The sequence below is a fragment of the Roseibium sp. R5 genome (genome assembly GCF_055755305.1).
Genome location: NZ_CM146910.1, coordinates 2276202 through 2297526 on the forward strand (window position 1 = coordinate 2276202; position 21325 = coordinate 2297526).

The following is a 21325-nucleotide window of genomic DNA, read 5'->3' on the forward strand; positions in this document are numbered from 1 at the left end:
CCTGAATGTGCGGCAGTCAAACCAAAACTGCTGCGCCATTGGGAGGAAATTATGGTTTTGAAGAAGCTTACACAGCGCCTTGCGCTGAGTGTGGCATTTGCTACCTGCGCCCTTGCCCCTTCTCAGGTGCTTGCGGAAGGTCTCGATCTCACCGGAAAAACTGTTGAGTGGGTTATCCCGTTTTCTGAAACGGGTGGGTCTGCAAAATGGGCAAACTTCTACGCACCTCTTTTGAGTGAAGCGCTGCCCGGACAGCCGACCGTGGTTGTGAAGTTCATGCCAGGTGCCGGATCCACAAAGGGTGCCAACTGGTTCCAGGGACAAGAATACTCTGACAGTGACGGAACGCTGATTTTCGGGTCTTCAGGCTCAACGCAGTTTCCATATCTGCTCGGCGATCCGCGTGTCCGGTACGAGTACAAGGATTGGAATGTGGTTCTCGCATCAGGCACAGGTGGCGTTGCCTACCTGCCGCCGGATCTTGCCGAAAAGATGAACGGCAACGATGCGAGCGCGCTACGCGAAACAGACTTCATCTATGGATCACAAGGCGCTACCCGTCTTGATCTCGTTCCCCTTCTCGCCTGGGAAATGCTAGGTCTCAATGTTGAGCCAGTGTTCGGTATCAAAGGCCGCGGCGACGGCCGTTTGATGTTCGAGCGGGGCGAAGCCAACATCGACTACCAAACGTCGTCATCCTACCTGAAAGGTGTGACGCCTCTCGTTGAAGCTGGAACAGCCGTTCCGATGATGAGCTGGGGTGCCTTGGATGATGAGGGCAATATTGTCCGAGATCCGACCTTCCCAGACATGCCGACTTTCAAGGAAGTCTGCGAGGCAACCGATGGTTGCGAAACAAGCGGTGAAAAGTGGGATGCCTGGAAGGCGTTCTTCATCGCAGGTTTCCCCGCGCAGAAAATGGTGTTCTTGCCAAACGGAGCATCGGAGGACGCGATCAACACCTATGCCAAGGCGTTTGAAGCTGTCAAAGCGCGCGGTGATTTCGCCGAAATCTCCGCTGGGCGTCTCGGCAAGTATCCGCAGATGACAGGGGCCAAAGCGGATGCAGCTCTCAAAAGTGCAACTGAAGTGCCGGCCAGCGCGAAAGAATTTGTCGTTGGATGGCTTCAGGATTGCTACGGCGTATCTTTGAAATAACGGCGCTTTTCCAAATGCCCGCCCGGTTGTGATCGGGCGGGCTCATTTCCCAAATTAAAATCAGAGACGATCCAGTGGACATTCTCGGTACCGCTATGCCTGCGCTCGCCCAGGCGTCTGCGATGATTTTCCAACCTGCGGTTCTCGGCTACCTGGTTCTCGGGGTGGTCATGGGCCTCTGTATCGGCGTTTTCCCGGGTCTTGGCGGAATTGCGGGCCTGTCGCTGCTGCTGCCCTTCATGTTCGGGATGGACCCGGTTTTGGGGCTTGCGCTCATGATCGGCATGGTCGCCGTGGTTCCCACGTCCGATACATTCGCGTCGGTGTTGATGGGCATTCCCGGATCGTCCGCGTCGCAGGCAACTGTTCTCGACGGATTTCCGCTTGCAAAGAAAGGGGAGGCAGCGCGTGCCTTGTCCGCTGCCTTCGCATCGTCGTTGTTCGGCGGATTGGTCGGGGCTGCGTTTCTGACTGTTTTCATACTTGTTGCCCGACCCGTCGTTCTGGAATTTCGCACTCCTGAACTTCTGATGATCACCCTGTTCGGGCTGTCCATGGTCGGCATTCTGGCAGGGCAAGTTGCAATCAAAGGCATCGTTGCTGCAGGCCTCGGGTTGATGGTTGGCACCATCGGCGAAGGCGACAGCGCCGGGGCATTACGGATGGCAACCTACGACATGCCGTATCTGACGGACGGGCTGAAGCTCGTCATCGTCGGCCTTGGCATCTTCGCGATACCCGAAATTGTTGCTCTGCTGCGCCAGGACCGGGCAATTTCTGAACGTTCCATGCTCGGTGGTGGCTGGCTCCATGGTGTGCGTGATTGGTTTTCAAACATCTGGCTCAGTATCCGGTGTTCGTTGATCGGTGTGACCGTCGGCGTCATTCCTGGTCTTGGCGGGTCTGTCGTGGATTGGATCGCCTACGGCCACACGGTGCAGACATCGAAGGACAAATCCAAGTTCGGCAAGGGTGACATCCGGGGCGTGATCGGTCCGGAAAGCTCCAACAATGCCAAAGAGGGCGGCGGCCTTGTGCCGACGCTCCTGTTTGGCATCCCGGGGTCCGGATCCATGGCCGTTTTCATCGGGGCCGTTGCTTTGCTCGGATCCGGGCAGATTGAAGTCGGGCCGTCGATGCTCAAGAACAATCTTGATGTCACCTATGCGATCGTCTGGCTGCTCGCACTCGCCAACGTGGTTGGAACAATCATCTGCATTGGGGGATCCGGGGTGATTGCGCGCCTCACAACGATCCCGTTCGCATTGCTTGCGCCGTTCCTTTTCATGATCATCTCGTTTGCCGCGTTTCAATCCGGCCAGAACCTGATGGATCTTGTGGCACTGTTTGCCATTGGCCTTCTCGGCATCTTGATGCGGCGGTTCGACTGGTCTCGCCCGGCATTTTTGATCGGGTTTGTTCTGTCAAATCCGGCTGAGACCTACACAAACCAGGCTGTCCAGATCGCGGCTTCCCGTTTCCGGAAAGGGTTCGCGGAGGGGATCGACTACATCTTCTCGCCCATTGTGATCATTTTGATCATCATTACCGTCGTCTCTGTTGTCGTCGGCCTCAAGCAGTCAAAGAATATCCGCGCAGAGGGCGATATCCCGAACGGAACCAAGCGCGCGCCGTTCATCTTCCTGCTGGCGGTTCTGGGTTACCTGGTCTTTGCTTTCACCAATGCCTCGCTCATTCCGGACTATGCGTCCGCTGACCGGGTCTTCCCGCAGTTCGTCGGCCTCGTTTCCATTGTCGGCTGTGTGATCCTGCTTTTCCAGATGCGTTTCCGGCCGGAATCCGATCCTCTCTTTTGTGATGGCGAAGTGGGCAACGCAGATGGCAATCAGCGAGGTCTCTGGCAAACACTCGCCTGGTTTGCGGGGCTCTTGCTGCTTACGTCCCTGGTCGGTTTCATCCTTGCCCTCAGCGCGTTTCTTGTTGCGTTCATTCGGTTCAGAGCCGGTCGAAACTGGGTCTACGCGATTGGCTACGCCGCCTGCGGAATCGCGTTCATGTGCGGCATGGCCTGGCTGTTGAACCGGGACTTCCCGCCGGGACTGCTTCAGTCCGTTGTGAAGCTGCCGTGGCCACTGACATGAGTTTCATCCAACCCAAAAGCGTCCTTCTGAACAGGGCTTCATTGGCTAGGTCCGTTGACGCTTTTGGCCGCCAGCACGCCCGGGGCATCCGCATTCAAAAGTACTGCCATCTATCTCATGAGGAGGTGAGGTCATGATGCAAACTTCCACCCCATTCATTTTCATGCGTGGAGGGTCTTCCCGCGGTCCTTACCTTAAGCGAAGCGATCTGCCGGAAAGTCTGGATGACCTTTCTAACGTTCTGACATCGATCGTTGGTGCTGGGCATCCGTTCAACATCGACGGCATCGGCGGCGGAACTGCCGTGACCACGAAAATCGCGATGTTGTCGAAATCGGACGACGATTGGGCCGACGTCGACTACTTTTTTGCTCAGGTCGGTGTTGAGGAAAAACTGGTCGACTACAAGCCGTCCTGCGGCAACATTCTGGTCGGTGTAGGACCTGCAGCCATTGAAATGGGTCTTGTGGAACCAGCCGGTGATGTCACCGAAGTGCGGATCCGTGCCGTCAATACGGGGACGCTGGTTTCCGAACTTGTGCAAACACCCGGCGGCGTTGTGCAGTATGATGGCAATGCCGCAATCGATGGTGTGCCCGGTACTGCGGCGCCAATCCAGTTACGGTTCATGAAAGTCGAAGGCAGCCTGACTGGCGCTCTTTTTCCCACCGGCAGCAGGACGGAAGTCATCAATGGTGTGACCGTTTCGTGCATGGATGTCGCCATGCCGATGGTGATCGGCCTTGCGTCCGATTTTGGGATCACCGGGTATGAAAGTGCCGCGGACCTTGATGCCAACACAGACCTTTTTGCGAAGATGGAGGCTATTCGCCTGATTGCGGGTGAGCGTATGGGCCTCGGGGATGTGACCAAATCAGTTACGCCGAAATTCGGCCTGCTTGCTCCGTCCAAGGGCGGTGGTTCTGCCTGTGTCCGGTATTTCATGCCTTGGAAATGTCATCCGACCCTGGCAGTCACCGGGTCGCAGTGTCTTGCTGCTTGTCTTTTGGCGCCTGGCACGGTGGCTGAAGGTTTGTTGGAGCCGCGCCCAGGTGCACCAGCTGACCTCAAACTGGAGCACCCAATGGGTAGGATGGAAGTCGTGATTGACTACAAAGATGAAAACGGTCGCTTTGAAGTCATCTCTGCTGGTCTTTTGCGGACCGCGCGCAAGCTTGCGACCGGCGAAGTCTTCATTCCCGGGTCAGTATGGCAGAGAAATTGACCAATTTGATCCCGAAACAACAGAATTGAGCTTTTGGTTTGGAGCGTGACATCAATGAAAGTGCACATACTGGATGACTGGTTCGATACGCTGCGCGGTTTGCCTTGTTTTCAAAAATTGAAGGAACACGAGGTCACTGTCTGGACCGACCATATCGAAGACGTTGGTGCGCTTTCCGAAAGGCTCCAGGAAGCTGATGCAGTTGTTCTGTTTCGCGAACGCACCAGAATAACTGCTGATTTGCTGGAGCGGTTGCCGAATCTGAAATTGATTTCGCAGCGCAGTGTCTATCCGCACATCGATGTTGAGGCCTGCACTGCCAACGGCGTTCTCTTGTGTTCCAACATGCATTCCGGGACACCGTCTTACGCTGCAGCAGAGATGACTTTGGCGTTGATTTTGGCAAGTTATCGCCAGATCCCACAGCAGGTGGCGTCGGTCCGTGCCGGAGAATGGCAAATGGGTGTCGGACGAACTCTGCGGGGCAGAACGCTCGGGCTCTATGGCTATGGCCGGATTGCCAAAGCCGTTGCAAGCTATGCTGAAGCCATCGGAATGAACGTCCAATGGTGGGCATCTGACGCCGGCCGCGAGCGCGCGATCAAGGATGGTGCAAGGGTTGCCGAAAGCCGGGAGGTGTTTTTCAACTCATCAGATATTGTCAGCCTGCATGTTCGGTTGAAGCCAGAAACGCACGGCATCATTACGGAGGCCGACCTTGCGAACATGCAACCCCGCGCGCTCCTTGTGAATACGTCACGATCCGGCCTCATTGCCCCGGGTATTCTTGAAGCAGAAGTCGTCCGTGGGCGGATTTTTGCAGCCGTTGATGTCTTCGACCAGGAGCCGCTACGCGATCGGGATTACGTGCTTTTGACCCATCCAAACGTGTTGCCGACACCGCATATCGGTTATGTCACCGAAGACGAGTTCGATTTGCAATTTTCGGATATTTTCGATCAGGTCAACGCCTACGCGGCTGGCGCCCCAATTCATATGATAAACCCCGAAACCCATTCGTAGATAGCAAGCTTATGATCACCGCGGCTGATTATTGCGCGGCGATCTGGCGGCTTTCGGACACGGTATCGGTAACAACCTGTGTGATCGCGCGGGTTCCCATGTCGCCGCCGAACTCAATGGGACGCAAACGGTTGTTGCGGAACCCATCGTCAACTGCGTGGTTTATGAGATCGGCTGCGTTTGAAAGGTGGGGATTGCCCAGTTTTTCGGCGAGGTAATCGAGCATCAAAGCAACGCTCAGGATTGCTGCGAGGGGATTGGCCTTGTCTTGTCCCATGATGTCCGGCGCGCTGCCATGGGCCGGCTGGAACAATCCTGTATGGTCGCCGATCTCCGCACAGGCGGCCATTCCCATTCCGCCAACAAGCCCGCCGGCGAGGTCGGAAAGAATGTCACCAAACATGTTTTCGGTCACCAGCACATCAAAGTCCCAGGGCTTGCGCACCAGATCCAAGGCCTGGGCGTCCACATAATTGTAGCCGACCGGAACATCCGGATAGTCTGTTTTCACTTCATCGAAGATCTGGCGAAAAAAGGCGAGCGAGGTAAAAACATTCGCCTTGTCGACGCAAGTGAGGCGGCCTTGAAAGCCTTTCTTCTGGCGTTTGCGGGCAAGATCGAAAGCAAAGCGGTGCAGTTTCGTGGTGGTTTTCCGGGTAATCCGTAGAATGTCCTGGACTTCGTCGTCGTTCACAACGAGCGAGCGTTTGTGTGCTGCCGCAGAATAAAACAGACCTTCGGTGGACTCGCGCAAGATGATGAGATCGATTCCCACTGCCCTTGGATCGGCAAGCCGTTGCGGGGCATTGGGATAGGCTTTGACCGGGCGTACACCGGCATATAGACCAAAGCGGTCACGCAGCCTTAAATGCGGAGAGATTTCCGTTCCATCCGCGTGCCGAATGGATGGCAATCCAATGGCTCCCAGGAAGATGGCATCCGCAGCTTCAGCCCTGTCTTCTCCGTTTGCCTCTATATCCAGGCCAGTTTCCTGGAAATACGCTGCACCGGCTTGAATTTCGTCCAACTCGGGTTTCGCTTGTCCGGTTTTTTGAAGTGCAGCCTCGAGCACAGCCATTGCAGCGTCCGCGACGTCGATGCCGATCCCGTCCCCTTTGATAAGCGCAATTTTCATGAGTACGGTTCCTTACGTCCAATCAACATCAAAACGGGTGACGATTTGCGATATCTGTTCCGGGTCCAGAAGTGTGGGAGATGTCCCTCGTAGTAACAGGGCCAGCTTTGCTGTCGCTTCCAACTCTTCCATGGCGTAGACGGCAGCCTCAAGGTCCTTCGCCGCAACGCAAGGGCCATGATTGGCAAGAATAACGGCTGATCGTTTGCCAGCCAGCCCGCGAACGGCGTTGCCCATGGCTGGGTCGCCGGGGACAAAAAACGGCAACAGTTTCACTTTGCCGAGCAGCATGATCCCGTAAGCTGTGAGGGGAGGCAGGACATTGTCCTGATCAATTTCCGGCAGCAAGGACAAGGCCACTGAATGGCATGAATGTAGATGCACAACGGCACCGGTCGCCCCTCGGGTTTCATAAAATGCCGTATGCAACGGCATTTCCTTTGTGGGCGCATCTCCGGACAGCAACGCCCAAGTCTCCGACAGATGGCTGATGCAGGCCGGATCCAGAAAGCCCATGGATGAGCCTGTCGGCGTGACCAGATAAGTGCCGTCATCCAGACGCATAGAGAGGTTGCCGGTCGATCCGTGGGTTAGGCCTCGGTCATAAAGTGATTTGGCCATTACGGCGATCTGCTCACGTGCTTTGGAGAGAGCGCTCATGAGCCTGCACCCAGAACGTGGAGGGCGTCTTCGAAAAAGTCAGGTCCGCCAAAGTTGCCGGATTTGAGGGCGAGGGCCAGCGGCTGGCCCGCGACTCTCAAAGCCGGGACGCCAGGGGCGATCCGAGGGCCGATTTCAAGAGTGGATGCCTTGATCCCGGATACGACAGCGCCTGACGTTTCCCCACCTGCGACCACGATGCGTTCAACACCAGCGTCCACAAGAGCTGCAGCAAGACCGGAAAACAGGTTTTCTATGGCAGATGCACTCTTGTCGCGACCGAACCGCTGCTGGACCTGACTGACAGTTTCAGGGTCTGCCGAAGAATAAAGAAGTGGCGGCTCGTCTTGGCTGATGGTCCATTCAACCAACTCTTCCATCGATAACCAACCCCCGATCACATCCTCAACCATGATTTCACGGCTGGGGGCTTTTTGCTTGTAGTGTTTCACTTGGCCACGTGTTGCCGACGAACAGGATCCGGACAAAACCACCGCTTTACCGTTTGTTCCAGTCCATGCCTGATGATGTGGAGTGACGCCAAAATTCGCCGGCAGACCGATTACGATCCCGGACCCTCCGGTAACAAGACGGCGGCCCGCTGCGGCTTTTCCGATCGCAATGAGATCCTCATCGGTGATTGCATCGACGATTGCCATCGAGCCCGTTTCGGTCTTGGCTGCGTCAAGAATAGATGCTGCTCCCAGCTGAACGGTCTTATGAGGAATATGCGAAACGGGCCAAGTCGTTTGCCTGGAAAGAACCCGTCGGATGTCCGGATCACGCATGGGGGTGAGAGGGTGGTTTTGCATTCCGCTTTCACTCAGGAGCGTGTCTCCCACGAACAAATGCCCCTGATAGACCGTGCGTCCATTTTCTGGAAAAGCCGGGCATACAAGGACAGTTTGTTCTCCAAGGCGCTCGGCGAGAGCCTGGGTCACAGGGCCAATGTTGCCTTCATCCGTTGAGTCAAACGTCGAGCAAACCTTGAAAACGATTTGCTCACATCCTTGCGAGATCAGCCAGTCCGATGCGGCCAGCGAGTGCCTGATTGCATCTTCGGCGGGCTCCGTCCGGGATTTCAGGCTGATGACGCCAGCATCACAGTTGATGCCAGAGCCGGATAGATTGTTTAAAGCCGGTACACCGACAAATTGCACCGTTTGCATGCCGGCCTCAGACAGCATCAGTGCGATATCAGACGCCCCTGTGAAATCATCTGCGATGACGCCGAGTTTCATTTTCCGGCCTCCTCAGATGGTCCCTGGTCGAGGCGCAAAATGTGGTCTGCGCCAAAAACGGGGAAGCGTTTGCGGACCAAAGGATCGTGGCCCGGGATAACCAGTCGATCGTCGCTCGCCAGCGTACGGATACGCCTGAAACCGTTGAGCATTTCCTGCAGGTCTACGACGATTGGAAATGGTTTTTCACTGAGAAAGTTTTCATAGTAGTGCGCCGCATCCGATGCCAGACACAACCAACCGGCACTGGTTAGCACCCGGACCGCTTGTAAGCCTTTGCTGTGGCCGCCAATCCGGTGAACAGTTACCCCTTCGGCGACTTCACCATCGCCTTCGTGAAACGTCACCCGGCCTGAATAAAGTCTGAGGACAGCTTCACAGACATGTTCGCCGGTGAAGGGGGCCTTCAAAACCGGATGGCACATGCAGGGACCGGTTGCGTATGCCATTTCTGCCGCTTGCAGATGGATGGTCGCGTTTGGAAAGTGTTTCAGGCCGCCAGCATGGTCATAGTGAAGGTGCGTTACGATGATGGTCGTGACTTTATCCGGTGAGATGCCGAGGGGTAGGAGGGCTTCCCGTGGATCTTTTTGAACAGGCCGTCCCCGCCGGTCGGCTTCTTCATGATCATATCCGGTATCAACCAGAATGAGCTCATCACCCCGGCGCAGAACCCAGACGAAATAGTCCATGTCATGCGGCTGATCGTGATTGTCGTCAAACAGGAAACTGTCCCGGCGTGTCCTGGAGTTTCGCTCGGCATATTTGACGGCGTAGACTTCCCATGGGGTCATTGAACGACCCCCTTGTAAGTCTTGACTGTCTTCTCCGAGATCATCTCTGCCACATCCGCGTCAAACTTCAGGAAGTGCGGCGTTCTTAGGTGTGTCTTGAATGCCGCTTCATCATCGTAGACCTCGTAAAGAAAAACCTCTTCGGGCCGGTTTTCATCGGTGCAGACATCAAACTGCCGGCATCCATCCTCTGTTGTGAGTGAGGCCTGCGCATTTTGGACCATCAACGGCAAGAACGCCTCGAACCGATCCGGTTTGATCTGAAATGTGACTGTCACAACAAACATCGATTGGTCCTTGCAATTACCTGAACAACCCAACCATACCCATAGTGAATATCGGGAAATAGGTGACGAGCAGAAGCGCAAAAATCGCTGCCAGGTAAAGGTGAAGCATGCGGCGTGCGATCGACAGGACCCCCACGCCGGAGATGCGGGATGCGACATAGAGCGTTGCCCCGACCGGCGGAGTGAAAAGCCCGACTGCCACGTTACAGGTCATGATCACTCCAAGATGCACCGGATCAACCCCAAAGATCTTGGCGGTCGGCAGGAATAGAGGGGCGGTCAGCAAGATTGCCGGGACAGGATCGAGGACAAGTCCAAGGACAAGCAGAACGATGTTCACAAGAAGCAGGAACATCCATGGGCCGGTTGAGAACTCCTGTACGAAGCCAACCAGGATCTGAGGCATCTGCTCCAAAGTAATCAACCAGCCGAGTACTGTGGTGGCTCCGATAACAACCATGACTACAGAGCTGGTGACAAAGGAGTCGATCAGAAGGCGCGGCAGGTCCTTGATGTTGAAATCGCGATAGACGACTGTTGTCACCAAAAGACCGTAGATCACGGCGAGCGCTGCAGATTCAGTCGGCGTAACCCAACCGGTGAAAATGCCCCCCAGGATCAACACGGGCATGAACAGGGCAGGGGCTGTCCCTATGAAAGAGGATGTTAGTTCCTTGAAGGTTGTTGTCCGGCCGCCGGGGTCGCAATTGGTTGATTTTCCAACATAATAGCACACGCCCATGAAGAAGGCGCCGAACAGAATGCCAGGCACCATGCCCCCAATGAAAAGGTCTGCGACCGAGACATTTCCGACAAAGCCGTAAATGAGCATCGGGATGGACGGCGGAATGATGATACCGATTGTTCCAGCCGCCGCGACGAGACCGGCAGCGAACGCTTTGTCGTAGCCCTCTCTGGACATGTTCTTGATCATTACCGAACCGATGGCGGCTGAATCTGCAATGGCAGAACCTGAAATGCCGCCAAAGATCATTGAAGCACCGACAACCACCATGCCGAGGCCGCCCGCCATGAACCCGAAGGCAGCTCTTGCAAATCCAATGATCCTGAGCCCGACACCGCCGCGGCTCATCATTTCGCCCGCAACAATGAAGAGAGGGATTGCCAGGAAATGGTTCGGTTCCACGCCGCCAATGAAGTTCAGGAACAGCGCCTGAAGCGGGTATCCGAGATCGAATACGATTATTGGCAGGACTGCCGTAATCAGGATGGCCCAGACAAGGGGAATTCCAAGAAACACGGTGCTCAGAAAAACCGCGACGACAAACAACAGGATCATAGCAAGGCCTCGCCGCCATCAGAATGGGTGGAGTGGGGCACGACCGGATTCCGGATGTCGAACACCATGTTGAAGAGGTGGAAGATCAACGTCAGCGACATGCCGACCGGCATGGATGCGTAGAGCAGACCGACCGGCCAGTAGAGCACTGTTGTTTTTTGCGCCCATGTATGGATGGAGATGTTGTAGCCGGTGTAGATCAGGCTGATCAGGAGGCAGGTGATGATCACATCGATCCCGATCGACAAAACCCGTTGCATATGCACCGGCAACAGGTTTTCGACGATTTCGGTAACCCGCATGTGCGCCCCACGCGCAATCGCCGCGGCGCATCCGATAAAGGTGCTCCAAAGCAGCAGAAAGCTTGTCACTTCCAACGACCAGGCAAGGTCGAAGCCTGCAAACCCGCGCAAAGAGGCGTTGCAAAAGACCAGGGTGACGATGGCAAAACCGGCAAGCGCCAGGCAAAAGTCCACCATATGGCTGAGCCAGCGCAGCACAGCCGGATAATGATCTCGGTAGTCCAAGGCAAAGTCTTTCAAGAGAGCGCCGGAACCGAAGCATCGTGTGCTTTAAGTTCCGGCCAGTTGACACCCAAAGGCTTGATCAGTTTTGGGCGGGAAGGGCTTCGCGGATGGCTGCTGCATCGCCAAGAATGTTGTCAACGGCTTCTGCGCCGTAGACGTCCTTGGCCTTGGCATAAACCGATTGTACTGCCTCACGGAACGGGCCGATTTCCGGTACGTTCACGGTGGCACCTGCTTCCTGCATTTCGGTCAATTGGCTGTCGACCGAGCTTTGAACGAGTTGCCGGCTGAAAGCGGCAGATTCCGTGGCAGCTTTAAGGACCGCTGCCTGATCTTCTTCAGAGAAGGATCGCCAGGTCTTTTCGGCAACGGTCAGCGGAAGCGGGCTGTAAACGTGACGGGTCAAGGTGATGTTTGGCGCCACTTCGTAGAACCGCAGCGATTTGATGGTGTCCACCGGGTTTTCCTGGCCGTTCACAATGCCCTGCTGGATCGCGAGGTAAACATCGGTGATCGGCATCACGACTGTCTGGAAACCGATGGCTTCCATGGACCAACGGATCATGTCGTTCGGAAAGACCCGCATTTTCATGGATTCGGCATCTTTCGGTGATGTCAGGGGTTCGTTCGTCGTGAAGCTGCGGAAGCCGGCTTCCCATGTCGACAAAACGCGGAAGCCCTTTTCCGGGAGTTTTTGGAACTCGCCTTGAAGCCACTCTGAGTTGTCATAGAGCTCCCAGCCTTGTTCGTACGTGTCGACAAGGAACGGCATGGCCGTAAGGTTCAGGCTGGGCAGATGGGTTGCGTAACTGCCGGTCGCTGACACCGTAAAATCAATGCCGCCGAGCTGGAGGAGCTCGATTGCTTTTGGGTCGTTTGCGAGCTGCCCGGACGGGTAAATCTGCACTTCGTAACGGCCGTCGGTGTATTCCGCGACTTTCTCGGCAAACAGTTCTGCAGCGGCCTGACGAGATCCACCAGGGTTGTCAGTGTGGCTGAAACGCAGCTTTTCCGCCGCATGTGCGCTGCTCAGTCCGATAGCCGCTACTGCAACGCCTGCCAGTAGCCGGCTTAAGAATTTCTTTTCCAACATTTCGGTCTCCTCCCGCGGCTCTCCTCAAGCCGTATTGGTTTGCACATTCATTTGCGTATACGCAATGCAATCCCTTGTCAACTTCACTCGTGTCGACTATCAAAAATACGGTGTGGCGGAGGTGACGCATTCAGGTGTCAACGTTTCTGTCGCGCTGGGCGGAGTGGATTGATAATGAACCAAAAGAAAAAAGAGACGCAGACCCTACGGGTCGCTTGCCTGGGCGCTGGGTACTTCGCGCAATTTCACTACGATGCCTGGCGTCGCACAGGCCGCGTGGCTCTTGTCGGCGCGTGTGATCAGGACTTGGAGAAGGCCAAGGAAACGGGGCTTGCAGCGTTTAAGGATCTCGCTGTGATGTTGAAAATGACGTGCCCGGACCTTCTGGATATCATCACACCGCCTCCCACCCACATGGCAGCCATCAAGGCAGGAATTACACAGCGCGTGCGTGCAATTATCTGCCAAAAACCATTTTGCACGTCACTTGAAGAGGCTGAGGAGGCAACCCGGCTTGCAGAAAAGGCCGGGGTAACTCTCGTCATTCACGAGAATTTTCGGTTTCAGCCGTGGTACAGGACGTTCAAACACGCTTTGGAAAGCGGGGTGCTTGGAGAGGTCTTGCAATTGACCTTCCGTCTTCGGACAGGAGATGGACAAGGCCCGCGCGCCTATCTGGACCGGCAGCCATATTTCCAGGACATGCCTCAGCTTTTGATCCATGAGACCGGCGTCCACTGGGTCGACACTTTTCGATATCTGCTTGGCGAACCGGAGGCGGTTTATGCGGACTTGCGGCGGCTCAATCCCGTCATCAAGGGAGAAGATGCCGGATTTTTCGTATTCGACTATCCGGGCGGTGTGCGGGCATTGTTTGATGGCAACCGCTTGCTGGATCACGCGGCTGACAACTGCCGGACAACGCTCGGCGAAGCCAGCCTTGAGGGCACAGCCGGAACACTGACCCTGTCAGGAGATGGCAGTGTGACACTCCGCCCGTTTGGCAATTTGAAGGAAACGGTTCTTCTTCAACCGCAGCCTTGGCAAGGATTTGGTGGGGATTGCGTCAAGAACCTGATCACCCATGTCGTTGACGGGGTGCTCGACGGAAAACCACTTGAAAACGAGGCGAGAGACTACCTAAAGGTGATTGCGCTCGAAAAGATGATCTACGAGGCTGATCGCCAGGGCCGAAAAATCCGAGACGTTGCATATGCTTGACCCATCGAAACCGAAAACCATCACCACTCAGGCCATGGAGAAGATCCGTCAATTGATTTTCGACGGCGAACTCGCTGCCGGATCCGATCACCTGGAAAGTGAATTGGCAGGCCGTTTGGGGATGTCACGGACGCCGGTTCGGGAAGCCACCTTGATGCTCGCGCAACAGGGACTGTTGGAGGTGCGTCCGAGAAAGGGCGTGCGGATTGCGACCTTGTCCCTGACAGACATGGAGGAGATCTATGCGGTTTTGACGGAACTGGAGAGCCTGGCGGCGGAAGAAGCTGCAAGGAAGCACTACTCCAAGGCGGATCTGGCTGACCTGAAAGCGTCGATTGAGGCGATGGACAAGGCTTTGAGCGATGAGGATCGTGATGCCTGGGCCGAAGCGGATGACGCTTTCCATACAGAACTGGTGCGTTTGGGAGGGAATTCACGCGTACAGAACATCGTTTCTATGATGGCGAACCAGGTGCGCCGGGCGCGGGCGATGACGCTCTACATCCGGCCACTCCCGATCAAATCCAACCAGGACCACAGGGCTGTCTATGATGCGATCCGGACGGGTGACGCTGCAAACGCCCGTGAACAGCACCGCCTCCACCGGCGTCACGCCCGAGAAGTCCTGATCGATCTCTTGAAAAAGCACCGTCTCTTCCAGCTTTGAACGTCAAGGCAAAGGTGTTGATTTTCTTTCAGCTCTCGTCTCGGACCAACTCCGGTTGGATTGCTTGTTGGGTTTGCGATTGAGCCACCAAGACTACTCGCCGCCGCAGACGATGCTTTCGAGCCATTTCCTGAATGTTTCTGCATCATGTGATGCGGGGTTTGTTTCAACGAAATAGGCTTCCTTGGCATCGATGGTGATTGGGCTGACTGGGACAACAGACCCGGATTGAATAGCGTGCCGGGCGAGGGTTTCGTTTACGAGGCATATGCCGTTTCCGTTGCTGGAAAGATCCAGAGCGGCGCCGTAGGAATCCACATAAATGGACGGGTCAGCACAGCTGATGCCCGTTGCCGTCCTCCACTTGGACCAACCGCCTGAAATCCCGACTGCGTCGATGACCGGGCTCGTGTCCCATGGTGTGACCATCTGGCTGGGTGCGAGTGCAATCAGTTTGTCGCTGCCAAGCAGTGCGGCATTGGGTCCTGCCTGTTTTCGTGAGCCGAAACTGATGATGACATCCGCAAGCGATCGGCTGAATTCATCGGGCCAGATGGCCCCGATAAACCGCAGCGCGATTTCGGGATGTACTTCGCGAAAGGTTGGGAGCGTTGGGCCGATCACCCATTGCAGCACACTAACGGAAACGGAAACTGTCAAAAGCTTCTTCGGTTGATCGGGAATGAAAGATTGTGTGGCGGCCGTTAGCGTGTCTAAAGCCGCATCGACTTGGGGAAGCAGCCGCCGACCATCATCGGTCAGTGCCAAACCCCTGGCTTTCCTCTCGAACAACGGCACACCCAACTTGGTTTCCAGCGCCTTGATCTGTTGACTGACAGCGGATTGGGTCATGCCGATTTCATCCGCCGCCGCCGTAAAACTAAGGTGCCGGGCTGCGGCTTCAAATGCGCGAAACCAGTTCAGCGGAGGCAGTGCAGTGGCCATGTATAACATATCCATAAGTCAAGCTAATACCTAAGCCTCAAAATCATTCGTTTGTGCCGATTGTCAAGCATCAGGATACTTCCGGCTCACCACTGAGAGTGTGGACGGGAGGGCCTTGGATGCAGCCGGAAATCCGGAAAATCGTTGCTTATGAAGAAGAGATCCTGATCGAGGGGTTCAGGGCAACCGAACGACCATGGCACGTGTTCGCGGCTGCCGCGGTGGTCAAGAACCCGTGGGCCGGCCGGTTTGTTGAGGATCTGAAACCGGAGATTTTGGCGTTTGGCCCTGTCCTAGGTGAATTGCTCACCGACCGGACCCTGAAGCTCGGCGGCAGCGGAGAAGCAATCGAGGCCTACGGAAAGGCGGCCGTTGTCGGCCTTGACGGAGAAATTGAACATGCATCCGGGCTGATCCATACGCTGAGGTTCGGCAATTTTTATCGGGAAGCAGTCGGCGCCAAATCCTATCTCGCTTTCAGCAACACCCGCGGACCGGCAAACGCTCCCATCATGATCCCGCTCATGGACAAGAACGATGCGGGAAGGCGGTCCCACTATCTGACAATCCAGTTTTCTATTCCCGACGCTCCGCGCGCCGATGAGGTTGTGGTCGCGCTTGGGGGGGCGACGTCTGGCCGTCCGTTCCACCGGATCGGTGACCGGTATCAGGATCTGAAGGAGATGGGCCGTGATCTGGACAACCCGGCCGCGGTCTGATCAGGGCGGACTGGCCTGCATCCAGGAAGGCGAAGGGCCTCGTGTCCTTCTTCTCCACGGTGTCGGTTTGCAGGCCGATGCCTGGGCGGCCCAAGTGCCTGATCTTGCGTCCCGTTTTCAGGTGATAGCACCGGATATGCCAGGCCACGGCCATAGTGGCCACCTGGAAGGACCAGCCGACTTGCCGGACTATTCGGATGCGGTTGCCCAATTGTTGGACGGGCCGACTGTGGTGGCAGGACATTCCATGGGGGCCATGATCGCTCTCGACATGGCTGCGCGTTATCCGGAGTTGGTCGCAGGTGTCGCCGCGCTGAATGCCATCTACCGGCGCTCTGATGCGGCCAAACAGGCAGTTCTGGAACGTGCGGAAAGTTTGAGGTCTGAAACAGGTCCAAATGCGGAACCGACACTTGAACGCTGGTTCGGGACAGAGCCATCGGAAGCCCGCAGCGCTTGCGAGGCCTGGCTGCGAGCTGCTGATCTTCACGGTTACAGGACTGCATATGATGTGTTCGCGAGTGAGGATGGACCGTCTGATCAGGCATTCATGTCTCTCAAGTGTCCGGCATTTTTCATGACCGGTAGCCTTGAGCCAAATTCCACCCCCGCGATGTCACAGGCCATGGCCGCCTTAACCCCCAATGGGCAGGCACACGTGATCGAAGCCGCGGCCCACATGATGCCGATGACGCACCATGAGGAGGTGACCCGGGCTTTGATGGCTTTTGCAACGGAGTGCCATTCATGAAACCGATCGACCCGAAAGAGCTGCGCGGCGCCTTTGGCCGTTTCATGACCGGGGTTACGGTGGTGACCACCCGCAGGGCTGACGGAACGCCTGTCGGGTTCACCGCGAACTCCTTCACATCCGTGTCGCTGGACCCGCCATTGCTGCTTGTTTGCCCTGGCAAGTTCCTTTCAAGTTACGACGCATTTGCGGAGTGCGAGCAGTTTGGAGTCAGCATTCTTGAGGAAGGCCAGACGGACGTCGCAAACACCTTTGCCGGATACAAGGGAGACCGTTTTGCCAAAACACCGCATGACTTTGATGCCGACGGCATACCCTTTCCGGTCGGCGCATTGGCGCGTTTTTCATGCAAGACCCACCAAACGGTTCCCGCCGGTGACCATGTGATCCTGATTGGTGAGGTCATCGGTTTTGCGCAAAAGCCCGGTCAAGGGCTTGGATACGCCGATGGTCAGTTTTTCAGTCTCGCCCGGGAGCGCAGCGCGTGCGACCCTGCCGCAAGAGTGAATATCGCCGGGGCGATTGTTCGCCATGAGGGGCGGGTCTTGCTTGAGAAGACCCCAGACGGGTACCGGCTGCCGGAATGTTCCGTTCCGGACAAGACCGGCCTTCGCAAAGCCCTTCAGGCCACACTTCAAGACGACGGCGTTTCAGCAAGTTTTGGCGCTGTCTACTCCGTTTTTGATGATGCGGATGCATCGGTGCATTTTGCCTATCTGCTGGCGCAGGCAACCCATGTTGCTCCAGACACGAAACTGACTGCAGTGCCTCCCGAAGAGTTGGCTGCTCTGACGTATGCCAGTCCGCCGGTTGCCAGCATGATGGCCCGTTATGCCCGGGAATGCGCAACAGGCAATCTCAACTGTTATCTCGGGGACACCATGACCGGAGAAATTCACACGCTTTCGGAGGGAGTCTGAACATGGAATTTTCCCTGTTTGCTCACATGGAGCGGCTTACGCCGCAACAGCCGCATGAGATCCTCTATGAGGAATTTGTGTCTCTCTGCAAACTGGCGGATGAGGGCGGTATGCGCGCCATCTGGACCGGTGAGCACCATGGGATGGAATTCACGATTGCGCCCAACCCGTTTTTGACACTCGTGGACCTGGCGCATCATACGAAGAATGCACGCCTTGGAACCGGAACCGTGATTGCGCCGTTTTGGCACCCGATCAAACTGGCTGGCGAGGCCGCAGCGGCCGACTTGATGACCGGCGGCCGGATCGAGCTTGGAATTGCTCGAGGTGCTTATTCCTATGAATATGAGCGTTTGATGCCGGGCCTCGATCCTTGGGAGGCAGGTCAACGTATGCGGGAGACGGCGCCTCTGCTTCGTCCGTTGTGGCAAGGCGATTGCGCGCATGACGGCGGCTACTATGCGTTCCCTCCAACCACGTCTGCGCCCAAGCCCCTGCAGGAAAACGGCCCACCGATCTGGATTGCTGCCAGGGACCCGAACAGCCATGAGTTCGGTGTGCATCAAGGCTTCAATATTCAGGTGACACCGCTTTGGCAGGGCATGGAAGAGATCGAAACCCTGATGGGCCGGTTCAATGATGCGTGCGCAAGTCATGATGGTCCAAGGCCCAAGATCATGTTGTTGCACCACAGTTATGTGGCGTCCGATTCTGAGGATGCAGTTCTGGCTGCTAGGGAACTCTCCCGATTCTACTGCTATTTCGGCGCCTGGTTTCAGAACAAACGTGCCGTTTCCCAAGGGTTGATTGAAAACCTGTCTGAAGATGAATTGGCCGCCAACAAGATGATGGCCCCGGAGAACATGGCTCGGGATTTGACAATCGGTACGGCTCAGGACGTCATCGACCGCATCAAACGCTATGAAGATCTGGGATATGATGAGTATTCGTTCTGGATCGACAGCGGCATGAGTTTTGAACGAAAGCAAGCCTCACTGCGGCGGTTCATTGATGACGTCATGCCAGCGTTCGGTTAGGAGACAACATGCAGCACTATCAGCTTTATATGGATGGCGGGCGCTGTGAGGGCTCTGGTGGTCAAATCCTGCATAGTGAAAATCCGGCGACGGGTGACCCGTGGGCCTCGTTCGCCTGCGCGGATACAAGGGATGTGAACCGGGCCGTTGCAGCTGCCCGGAGAGCTTTGGAGGACCCTGCATGGCGTGACCTCACCCAGACACAGCGCGGCAAGTTGCTGTTCAGGCTGGCGGAATTGGTTGAGGCCCACGCGGAAGACCTCGGGAGACTGGAAACAACCGACAGCGGAAAGCTGCTCGCCGAAACCCTCTCGCAGACAAAATATGTCGGCGATTATTATCGGTACTATGCCGGGCTCGCGGACAAGATTGAAGGATCTGTGCTTCCAATCGACAAACCGGACATGCACGTGTTCACCAAACGGGAGCCGGTTGGGGTCGTTGCTGCTGTCGTCCCCTGGAACGCCCAGATGTTTCTGACGGCAACCAAACTCGGGCCGGCTCTTGCAGCGGGCTGCACCGTGGTTTTGAAGGCTTCGGAAATCGCGCCCATACCCATGCTTGAATTTGCCTCACTGATCGATCAGGCCGGATTTCCGCCGGGGGTCGTCTCGGTCATTACGGGAGATGCTGAAAACTGTGCCATTCCGTTGACCCGGCACCCGGATGTCGACCGGATTGCCTTTACCGGCGGACCGGAAACAGCCCGGCATGTTGTGCGAAATTCAGCTGAGAATTTTGCGGTCACCAGTCTGGAACTCGGCGGCAAGTCTCCGGTTCTGGTGTTTGACGATGCGGATCTTGATGGCGCCGCAAACGGCTTGATTGCCGGAAATTTTGGTGCATCGGGTCAAAGCTGTGTGGCCGGATCCCGTGCGCTGGTGCAACGGACTGTGTTTGAAGCACTGATCGACAAGATCACGGAAAAGGCAGCCCACATCTCGGTTGGTGATCCTCTCGAGGCCGCAACACATGTTGGCCCGCTTTGCACAAATGCGCAGATTGAAAAGATCAAGGTCACACTGAACAAGGCGATCGAACAAGGTGCCGAAATCCGCCTTGGCGGTGCGCCGCTTGAGCGCTCGGGCAATTACATGGCACCGACGCTGGTGGCCTGCCCGAACCCGGACATCGAAACACTGAAGGTGGAAATGTTCGGGCCGGTCATGTCGCTTTTGCCGTTCGACACGGAAGACGAGGCTATCGCGCTTGCAAATGACACGCCGTATGGCCTTGCCTCTGGAATCTTTACGCGAGACGTTGCCCGCGCGCATCGCGTGTCATCCAGACTGCGGGCGGGGATCTGCTGGATCAACACCTATAGAGCGATTTCGCCAATCGCCCCGTTCGGTGGGTTCAATCAATCCGGATACGGACGCGAAGCGGGCATTGAGGCCGTCTTGGACTACACCCGTACAAAGACCGTCTGGATCAACACCTCCGGCGAACCAATGGCCAATCCGTTTGTCATGAGATGACGGAACAAACTGGCCATAAACAGGTGAGAGGAGAGCCGCAGCAGGCAAACGATCGTCAAACTGACACCGGTCTGCCGGTTTCGAGTGATTTAGCCGCCGCATCTGCCAAAACTTGCGCGCGCAGACCGTCCTCAATGCTGGGTGATGGCTTTGTTCCGTTGTTCAGACAGTCAATGAAGTGGGTGACTTCCGCCAGATAAGCTGCTTCATAGCGCTCCAGAAAGAAATGCTGGGCAGGAGCTCTTGCAAAGCCAGTTTGGGTGGCCATCTCGACCGTGTTTTCCAGGATGTTTTCTGCCCTCAGCATGCCTTTTGAACCGTGCACTTCCAGCCGCTGATCATAGCCGTATGCCGCCCGCCGCGAGTTTGAAATCTGGCAGATCTTTCCGCTTTCTGTTGTTAGCGTCACTGCCGCGGTGTCCACATCACCCGCCTTGCCAATTTCCGGATCGACCAGGGAGGAGCCAACCGCGAAGACCGTGACGGGCTCTTCGCCAAGGATAAACCGGGCCATGTCGAGGTCATGGATCATCATGTCCCGGAACAGGCCGCCAGATGTTCTGATGTAGTCGATCGGCGGCGGGGAGGGATCGCGGGACAAAATGGTGACCAGCTCGACATCCCCAATGTCACCACCGGCAATCCGGCTTTGCAAGTTTGCAAAGTTGGGGTCGAACCGGCGATTGAAGGCCGTCAGGAACATGACGCTGTTTTCGTTGACCACCTCAACGCAGTCCCGCACCCGATCAGAGGACAGGTCGACCGGTTTTTCGCAGAAGATCGCTTTCTTCGCTCGTGCCGCCTGATGGATCAGGTCGTAGTGGGTCGTCGTTGGCGTGCCGATGATGACGGCGTCAATGTCATCACCTTCGATGATGGCCGCGGCCTCCCGCACCTCTGCGCCGGTTGTTGACACAAGCGCTTGTGCGGGCGCATCGAATGCGTCTGCCACCGCCACCAGCTTCGCGTCCGCAGACGCCTGAATGGCGCGGGCGTGCACCTGACCGATGCGCCCGCATCCGAGCAAACCAAATCTCACCAT

At 56.3% G+C, this 21325-nt stretch carries 21 protein-coding genes; 11 read left to right on the plus strand and 10 right to left on the minus strand.

The genetic code is table 11. The features are described from left to right. Positions 1-51 precede the first annotated feature (51 nt). The 4 genes from AC0J4F_RS10525 to AC0J4F_RS10540 all read left to right on the plus strand — a co-directional run bounded on the left by AC0J4F_RS10525 (position 52) and on the right by AC0J4F_RS10540 (position 5508). A complete protein-coding gene (locus AC0J4F_RS10525; protein ID WP_473026192.1) occupies positions 52-1158 on the plus strand; it encodes a tricarboxylate transporter in 1107 nt (368 codons plus the stop codon). A 74-nt stretch (positions 1159-1232) separates the two neighbouring features. Continuing rightward, positions 1233-3260 carry a tripartite tricarboxylate transporter permease gene (locus AC0J4F_RS10530; RefSeq protein WP_473026193.1) on the plus strand — a complete coding sequence of 676 codons (2028 nt, stop codon included), beginning with the start codon at positions 1233-1235 and terminating at the stop codon, positions 3258-3260. A 133-nt stretch (positions 3261-3393) separates the two neighbouring features. Beyond that, on the plus strand, positions 3394-4485 hold the full coding sequence (locus tag AC0J4F_RS10535; protein WP_473026194.1) for a 4-oxalomesaconate tautomerase: 1092 nt from the start codon (positions 3394-3396) through the stop codon (positions 4483-4485). Positions 4486-4539: 54 nt separating this feature from the next. After that, positions 4540-5508 (plus strand): D-2-hydroxyacid dehydrogenase family protein, encoded by a 969-nt coding sequence (locus AC0J4F_RS10540; protein ID WP_473026195.1) that lies wholly within the window; start codon positions 4540-4542, stop codon positions 5506-5508. A gap of 28 nt (positions 5509-5536) precedes the next feature. Here the strand turns inward: AC0J4F_RS10540 and AC0J4F_RS10545 are convergent, their stop codons facing one another. From AC0J4F_RS10545 to AC0J4F_RS10580, 8 genes are all read right to left on the minus strand, one after another. Then, positions 5537-6643, minus strand: coding sequence for an isocitrate/isopropylmalate dehydrogenase family protein (locus AC0J4F_RS10545; protein WP_473026196.1), 1107 nt, complete (start codon positions 6641-6643; stop codon positions 5537-5539). Positions 6644-6655: 12 nt separating this feature from the next. Next, complete coding sequence (gene otnC / locus AC0J4F_RS10550; RefSeq protein WP_473026197.1) at positions 6656-7303, minus strand: 3-oxo-tetronate 4-phosphate decarboxylase; 648 nt, start codon at positions 7301-7303, stop codon at positions 6656-6658. After that, a complete protein-coding gene (gene otnK, locus AC0J4F_RS10555) occupies positions 7300-8544 on the minus strand; it encodes a 3-oxo-tetronate kinase (RefSeq protein WP_473026198.1) in 1245 nt (414 codons plus the stop codon). Before otnK ends, otnC begins: the two co-directional genes overlap by 4 nt. Continuing rightward, a complete protein-coding gene (locus AC0J4F_RS10560; RefSeq protein ID WP_133953241.1) occupies positions 8541-9338 on the minus strand; it encodes an N-acyl homoserine lactonase family protein in 798 nt (265 codons plus the stop codon). The genes otnK and AC0J4F_RS10560 overlap by 4 nt, the downstream gene beginning before the upstream one ends. Further along, positions 9335-9625: a putative quinol monooxygenase gene (locus AC0J4F_RS10565; protein ID WP_473026199.1), complete on the minus strand. Its 291-nt coding sequence runs from the start codon at positions 9623-9625 to the stop codon at positions 9335-9337. The genes AC0J4F_RS10560 and AC0J4F_RS10565 overlap by 4 nt, the downstream gene beginning before the upstream one ends. A gap of 16 nt (positions 9626-9641) precedes the next feature. Beyond that, on the minus strand, positions 9642-10925 hold the full coding sequence (locus AC0J4F_RS10570) for a TRAP transporter large permease (RefSeq protein ID WP_133953245.1): 1284 nt from the start codon (positions 10923-10925) through the stop codon (positions 9642-9644). Then, positions 10922-11467 (minus strand): TRAP transporter small permease, encoded by a 546-nt coding sequence (locus AC0J4F_RS10575; protein WP_209002795.1) that lies wholly within the window; start codon positions 11465-11467, stop codon positions 10922-10924. Before AC0J4F_RS10575 ends, AC0J4F_RS10570 begins: the two co-directional genes overlap by 4 nt. A gap of 64 nt (positions 11468-11531) precedes the next feature. Further along, entirely contained in the window at positions 11532-12545 is a 1014-nt protein-coding gene (locus AC0J4F_RS10580; RefSeq protein ID WP_473026200.1) for a TRAP transporter substrate-binding protein, read from the minus strand. A gap of 174 nt (positions 12546-12719) precedes the next feature. On the opposite strand from AC0J4F_RS10580, the gene AC0J4F_RS10585 reads away from it, so the two are divergent. Then, on the plus strand, positions 12720-13766 hold the full coding sequence (locus tag AC0J4F_RS10585) for a Gfo/Idh/MocA family protein (RefSeq protein WP_473026201.1): 1047 nt from the start codon (positions 12720-12722) through the stop codon (positions 13764-13766). Then, on the plus strand, positions 13759-14433 hold the full coding sequence (locus tag AC0J4F_RS10590) for a GntR family transcriptional regulator (protein WP_133953251.1): 675 nt from the start codon (positions 13759-13761) through the stop codon (positions 14431-14433). Before AC0J4F_RS10585 ends, AC0J4F_RS10590 begins: the two co-directional genes overlap by 8 nt. A 93-nt stretch (positions 14434-14526) precedes the next feature. Here the strand turns inward: AC0J4F_RS10590 and AC0J4F_RS10595 are convergent, their stop codons facing one another. Continuing rightward, complete coding sequence (locus tag AC0J4F_RS10595) at positions 14527-15378, minus strand: LysR family transcriptional regulator (RefSeq protein WP_473026202.1); 852 nt, start codon at positions 15376-15378, stop codon at positions 14527-14529. Between the two features lie 119 nt (positions 15379-15497). Between AC0J4F_RS10595 and AC0J4F_RS10600 the strand changes: the two genes are divergently transcribed. Genes AC0J4F_RS10600 through AC0J4F_RS10620 form a run of 5 tightly spaced genes read left to right on the plus strand, consistent with a single transcriptional unit; the run spans position 15498 to position 20283 of the window. Next, positions 15498-16097: an amino acid synthesis family protein gene (locus AC0J4F_RS10600; protein WP_133953255.1), complete on the plus strand. Its 600-nt coding sequence runs from the start codon at positions 15498-15500 to the stop codon at positions 16095-16097. Further along, positions 16069-16848: an alpha/beta hydrolase gene (locus AC0J4F_RS10605; protein ID WP_133953257.1), complete on the plus strand. Its 780-nt coding sequence runs from the start codon at positions 16069-16071 to the stop codon at positions 16846-16848. Before AC0J4F_RS10600 ends, AC0J4F_RS10605 begins: the two co-directional genes overlap by 29 nt. Further along, the gene (locus tag AC0J4F_RS10610) at positions 16845-17768 is read left to right on the plus strand and encodes a flavin reductase family protein (protein WP_209002797.1); all 924 of its coding nucleotides are present in this window, start codon (positions 16845-16847) and stop codon (positions 17766-17768) included. The genes AC0J4F_RS10605 and AC0J4F_RS10610 overlap by 4 nt, the downstream gene beginning before the upstream one ends. A 2-nt stretch (positions 17769-17770) precedes the next feature. Continuing rightward, complete coding sequence (locus AC0J4F_RS10615) at positions 17771-18805, plus strand: LLM class flavin-dependent oxidoreductase (protein WP_133953261.1); 1035 nt, start codon at positions 17771-17773, stop codon at positions 18803-18805. 8 nt (positions 18806-18813) lie between these two features. Next, entirely contained in the window at positions 18814-20283 is a 1470-nt protein-coding gene (locus AC0J4F_RS10620) for an aldehyde dehydrogenase (RefSeq protein ID WP_473026203.1), read from the plus strand. Between the two features lie 55 nt (positions 20284-20338). Here the strand turns inward: AC0J4F_RS10620 and iolG are convergent, their stop codons facing one another. Beyond that, positions 20339-21325, minus strand: a complete 987-nt coding sequence (iolG, locus tag AC0J4F_RS10625; RefSeq protein WP_133953265.1) for an inositol 2-dehydrogenase — start codon at positions 21323-21325, stop codon at positions 20339-20341.

Excerpts from the sequence above, each read along its gene's own strand:
- AC0J4F_RS10585 (WP_473026201.1), top strand. The coding sequence starts at position 12,720 with ATGAACCAAAAGAAAAAAGAGACGCAGACCCTACGGGTCGCTTGCCTG.
- AC0J4F_RS10590 (WP_133953251.1), top strand. The coding sequence starts at position 13,759 with ATGCTTGACCCATCGAAACCGAAAACCATCACCACTCAGGCCATGGAG.
- AC0J4F_RS10570 (WP_133953245.1), bottom strand. The coding sequence starts at position 10,925 with ATGATCCTGTTGTTTGTCGTCGCGGTTTTTCTGAGCACCGTGTTTCTT.
- AC0J4F_RS10535 (WP_473026194.1), top strand. The coding sequence starts at position 3,394 with ATGATGCAAACTTCCACCCCATTCATTTTCATGCGTGGAGGGTCTTCC.
- AC0J4F_RS10615 (WP_133953261.1), top strand. The coding sequence starts at position 17,771 with ATGGAATTTTCCCTGTTTGCTCACATGGAGCGGCTTACGCCGCAACAG.
- AC0J4F_RS10525 (WP_473026192.1), top strand. The coding sequence starts at position 52 with ATGGTTTTGAAGAAGCTTACACAGCGCCTTGCGCTGAGTGTGGCATTT.
- iolG (WP_133953265.1), bottom strand. The coding sequence starts at position 21,325 with ATGGTGAGATTTGGTTTGCTCGGATGCGGGCGCATCGGTCAGGTGCAC.
- AC0J4F_RS10620 (WP_473026203.1), top strand. The coding sequence starts at position 18,814 with ATGCAGCACTATCAGCTTTATATGGATGGCGGGCGCTGTGAGGGCTCT.
- AC0J4F_RS10565 (WP_473026199.1), bottom strand. The coding sequence starts at position 9,625 with ATGTTTGTTGTGACAGTCACATTTCAGATCAAACCGGATCGGTTCGAG.
- AC0J4F_RS10580 (WP_473026200.1), bottom strand. The coding sequence starts at position 12,545 with ATGTTGGAAAAGAAATTCTTAAGCCGGCTACTGGCAGGCGTTGCAGTA.
- AC0J4F_RS10600 (WP_133953255.1), top strand. The coding sequence starts at position 15,498 with ATGCAGCCGGAAATCCGGAAAATCGTTGCTTATGAAGAAGAGATCCTG.
- AC0J4F_RS10610 (WP_209002797.1), top strand. The coding sequence starts at position 16,845 with ATGAAACCGATCGACCCGAAAGAGCTGCGCGGCGCCTTTGGCCGTTTC.
- AC0J4F_RS10595 (WP_473026202.1), bottom strand. The coding sequence starts at position 15,378 with ATGGCCACTGCACTGCCTCCGCTGAACTGGTTTCGCGCATTTGAAGCC.
- AC0J4F_RS10540 (WP_473026195.1), top strand. The coding sequence starts at position 4,540 with ATGAAAGTGCACATACTGGATGACTGGTTCGATACGCTGCGCGGTTTG.
- otnC (WP_473026197.1), bottom strand. The coding sequence starts at position 7,303 with ATGAGCGCTCTCTCCAAAGCACGTGAGCAGATCGCCGTAATGGCCAAA.
- AC0J4F_RS10545 (WP_473026196.1), bottom strand. The coding sequence starts at position 6,643 with ATGAAAATTGCGCTTATCAAAGGGGACGGGATCGGCATCGACGTCGCG.
- AC0J4F_RS10560 (WP_133953241.1), bottom strand. The coding sequence starts at position 9,338 with ATGACCCCATGGGAAGTCTACGCCGTCAAATATGCCGAGCGAAACTCC.
- otnK (WP_473026198.1), bottom strand. The coding sequence starts at position 8,544 with ATGAAACTCGGCGTCATCGCAGATGATTTCACAGGGGCGTCTGATATC.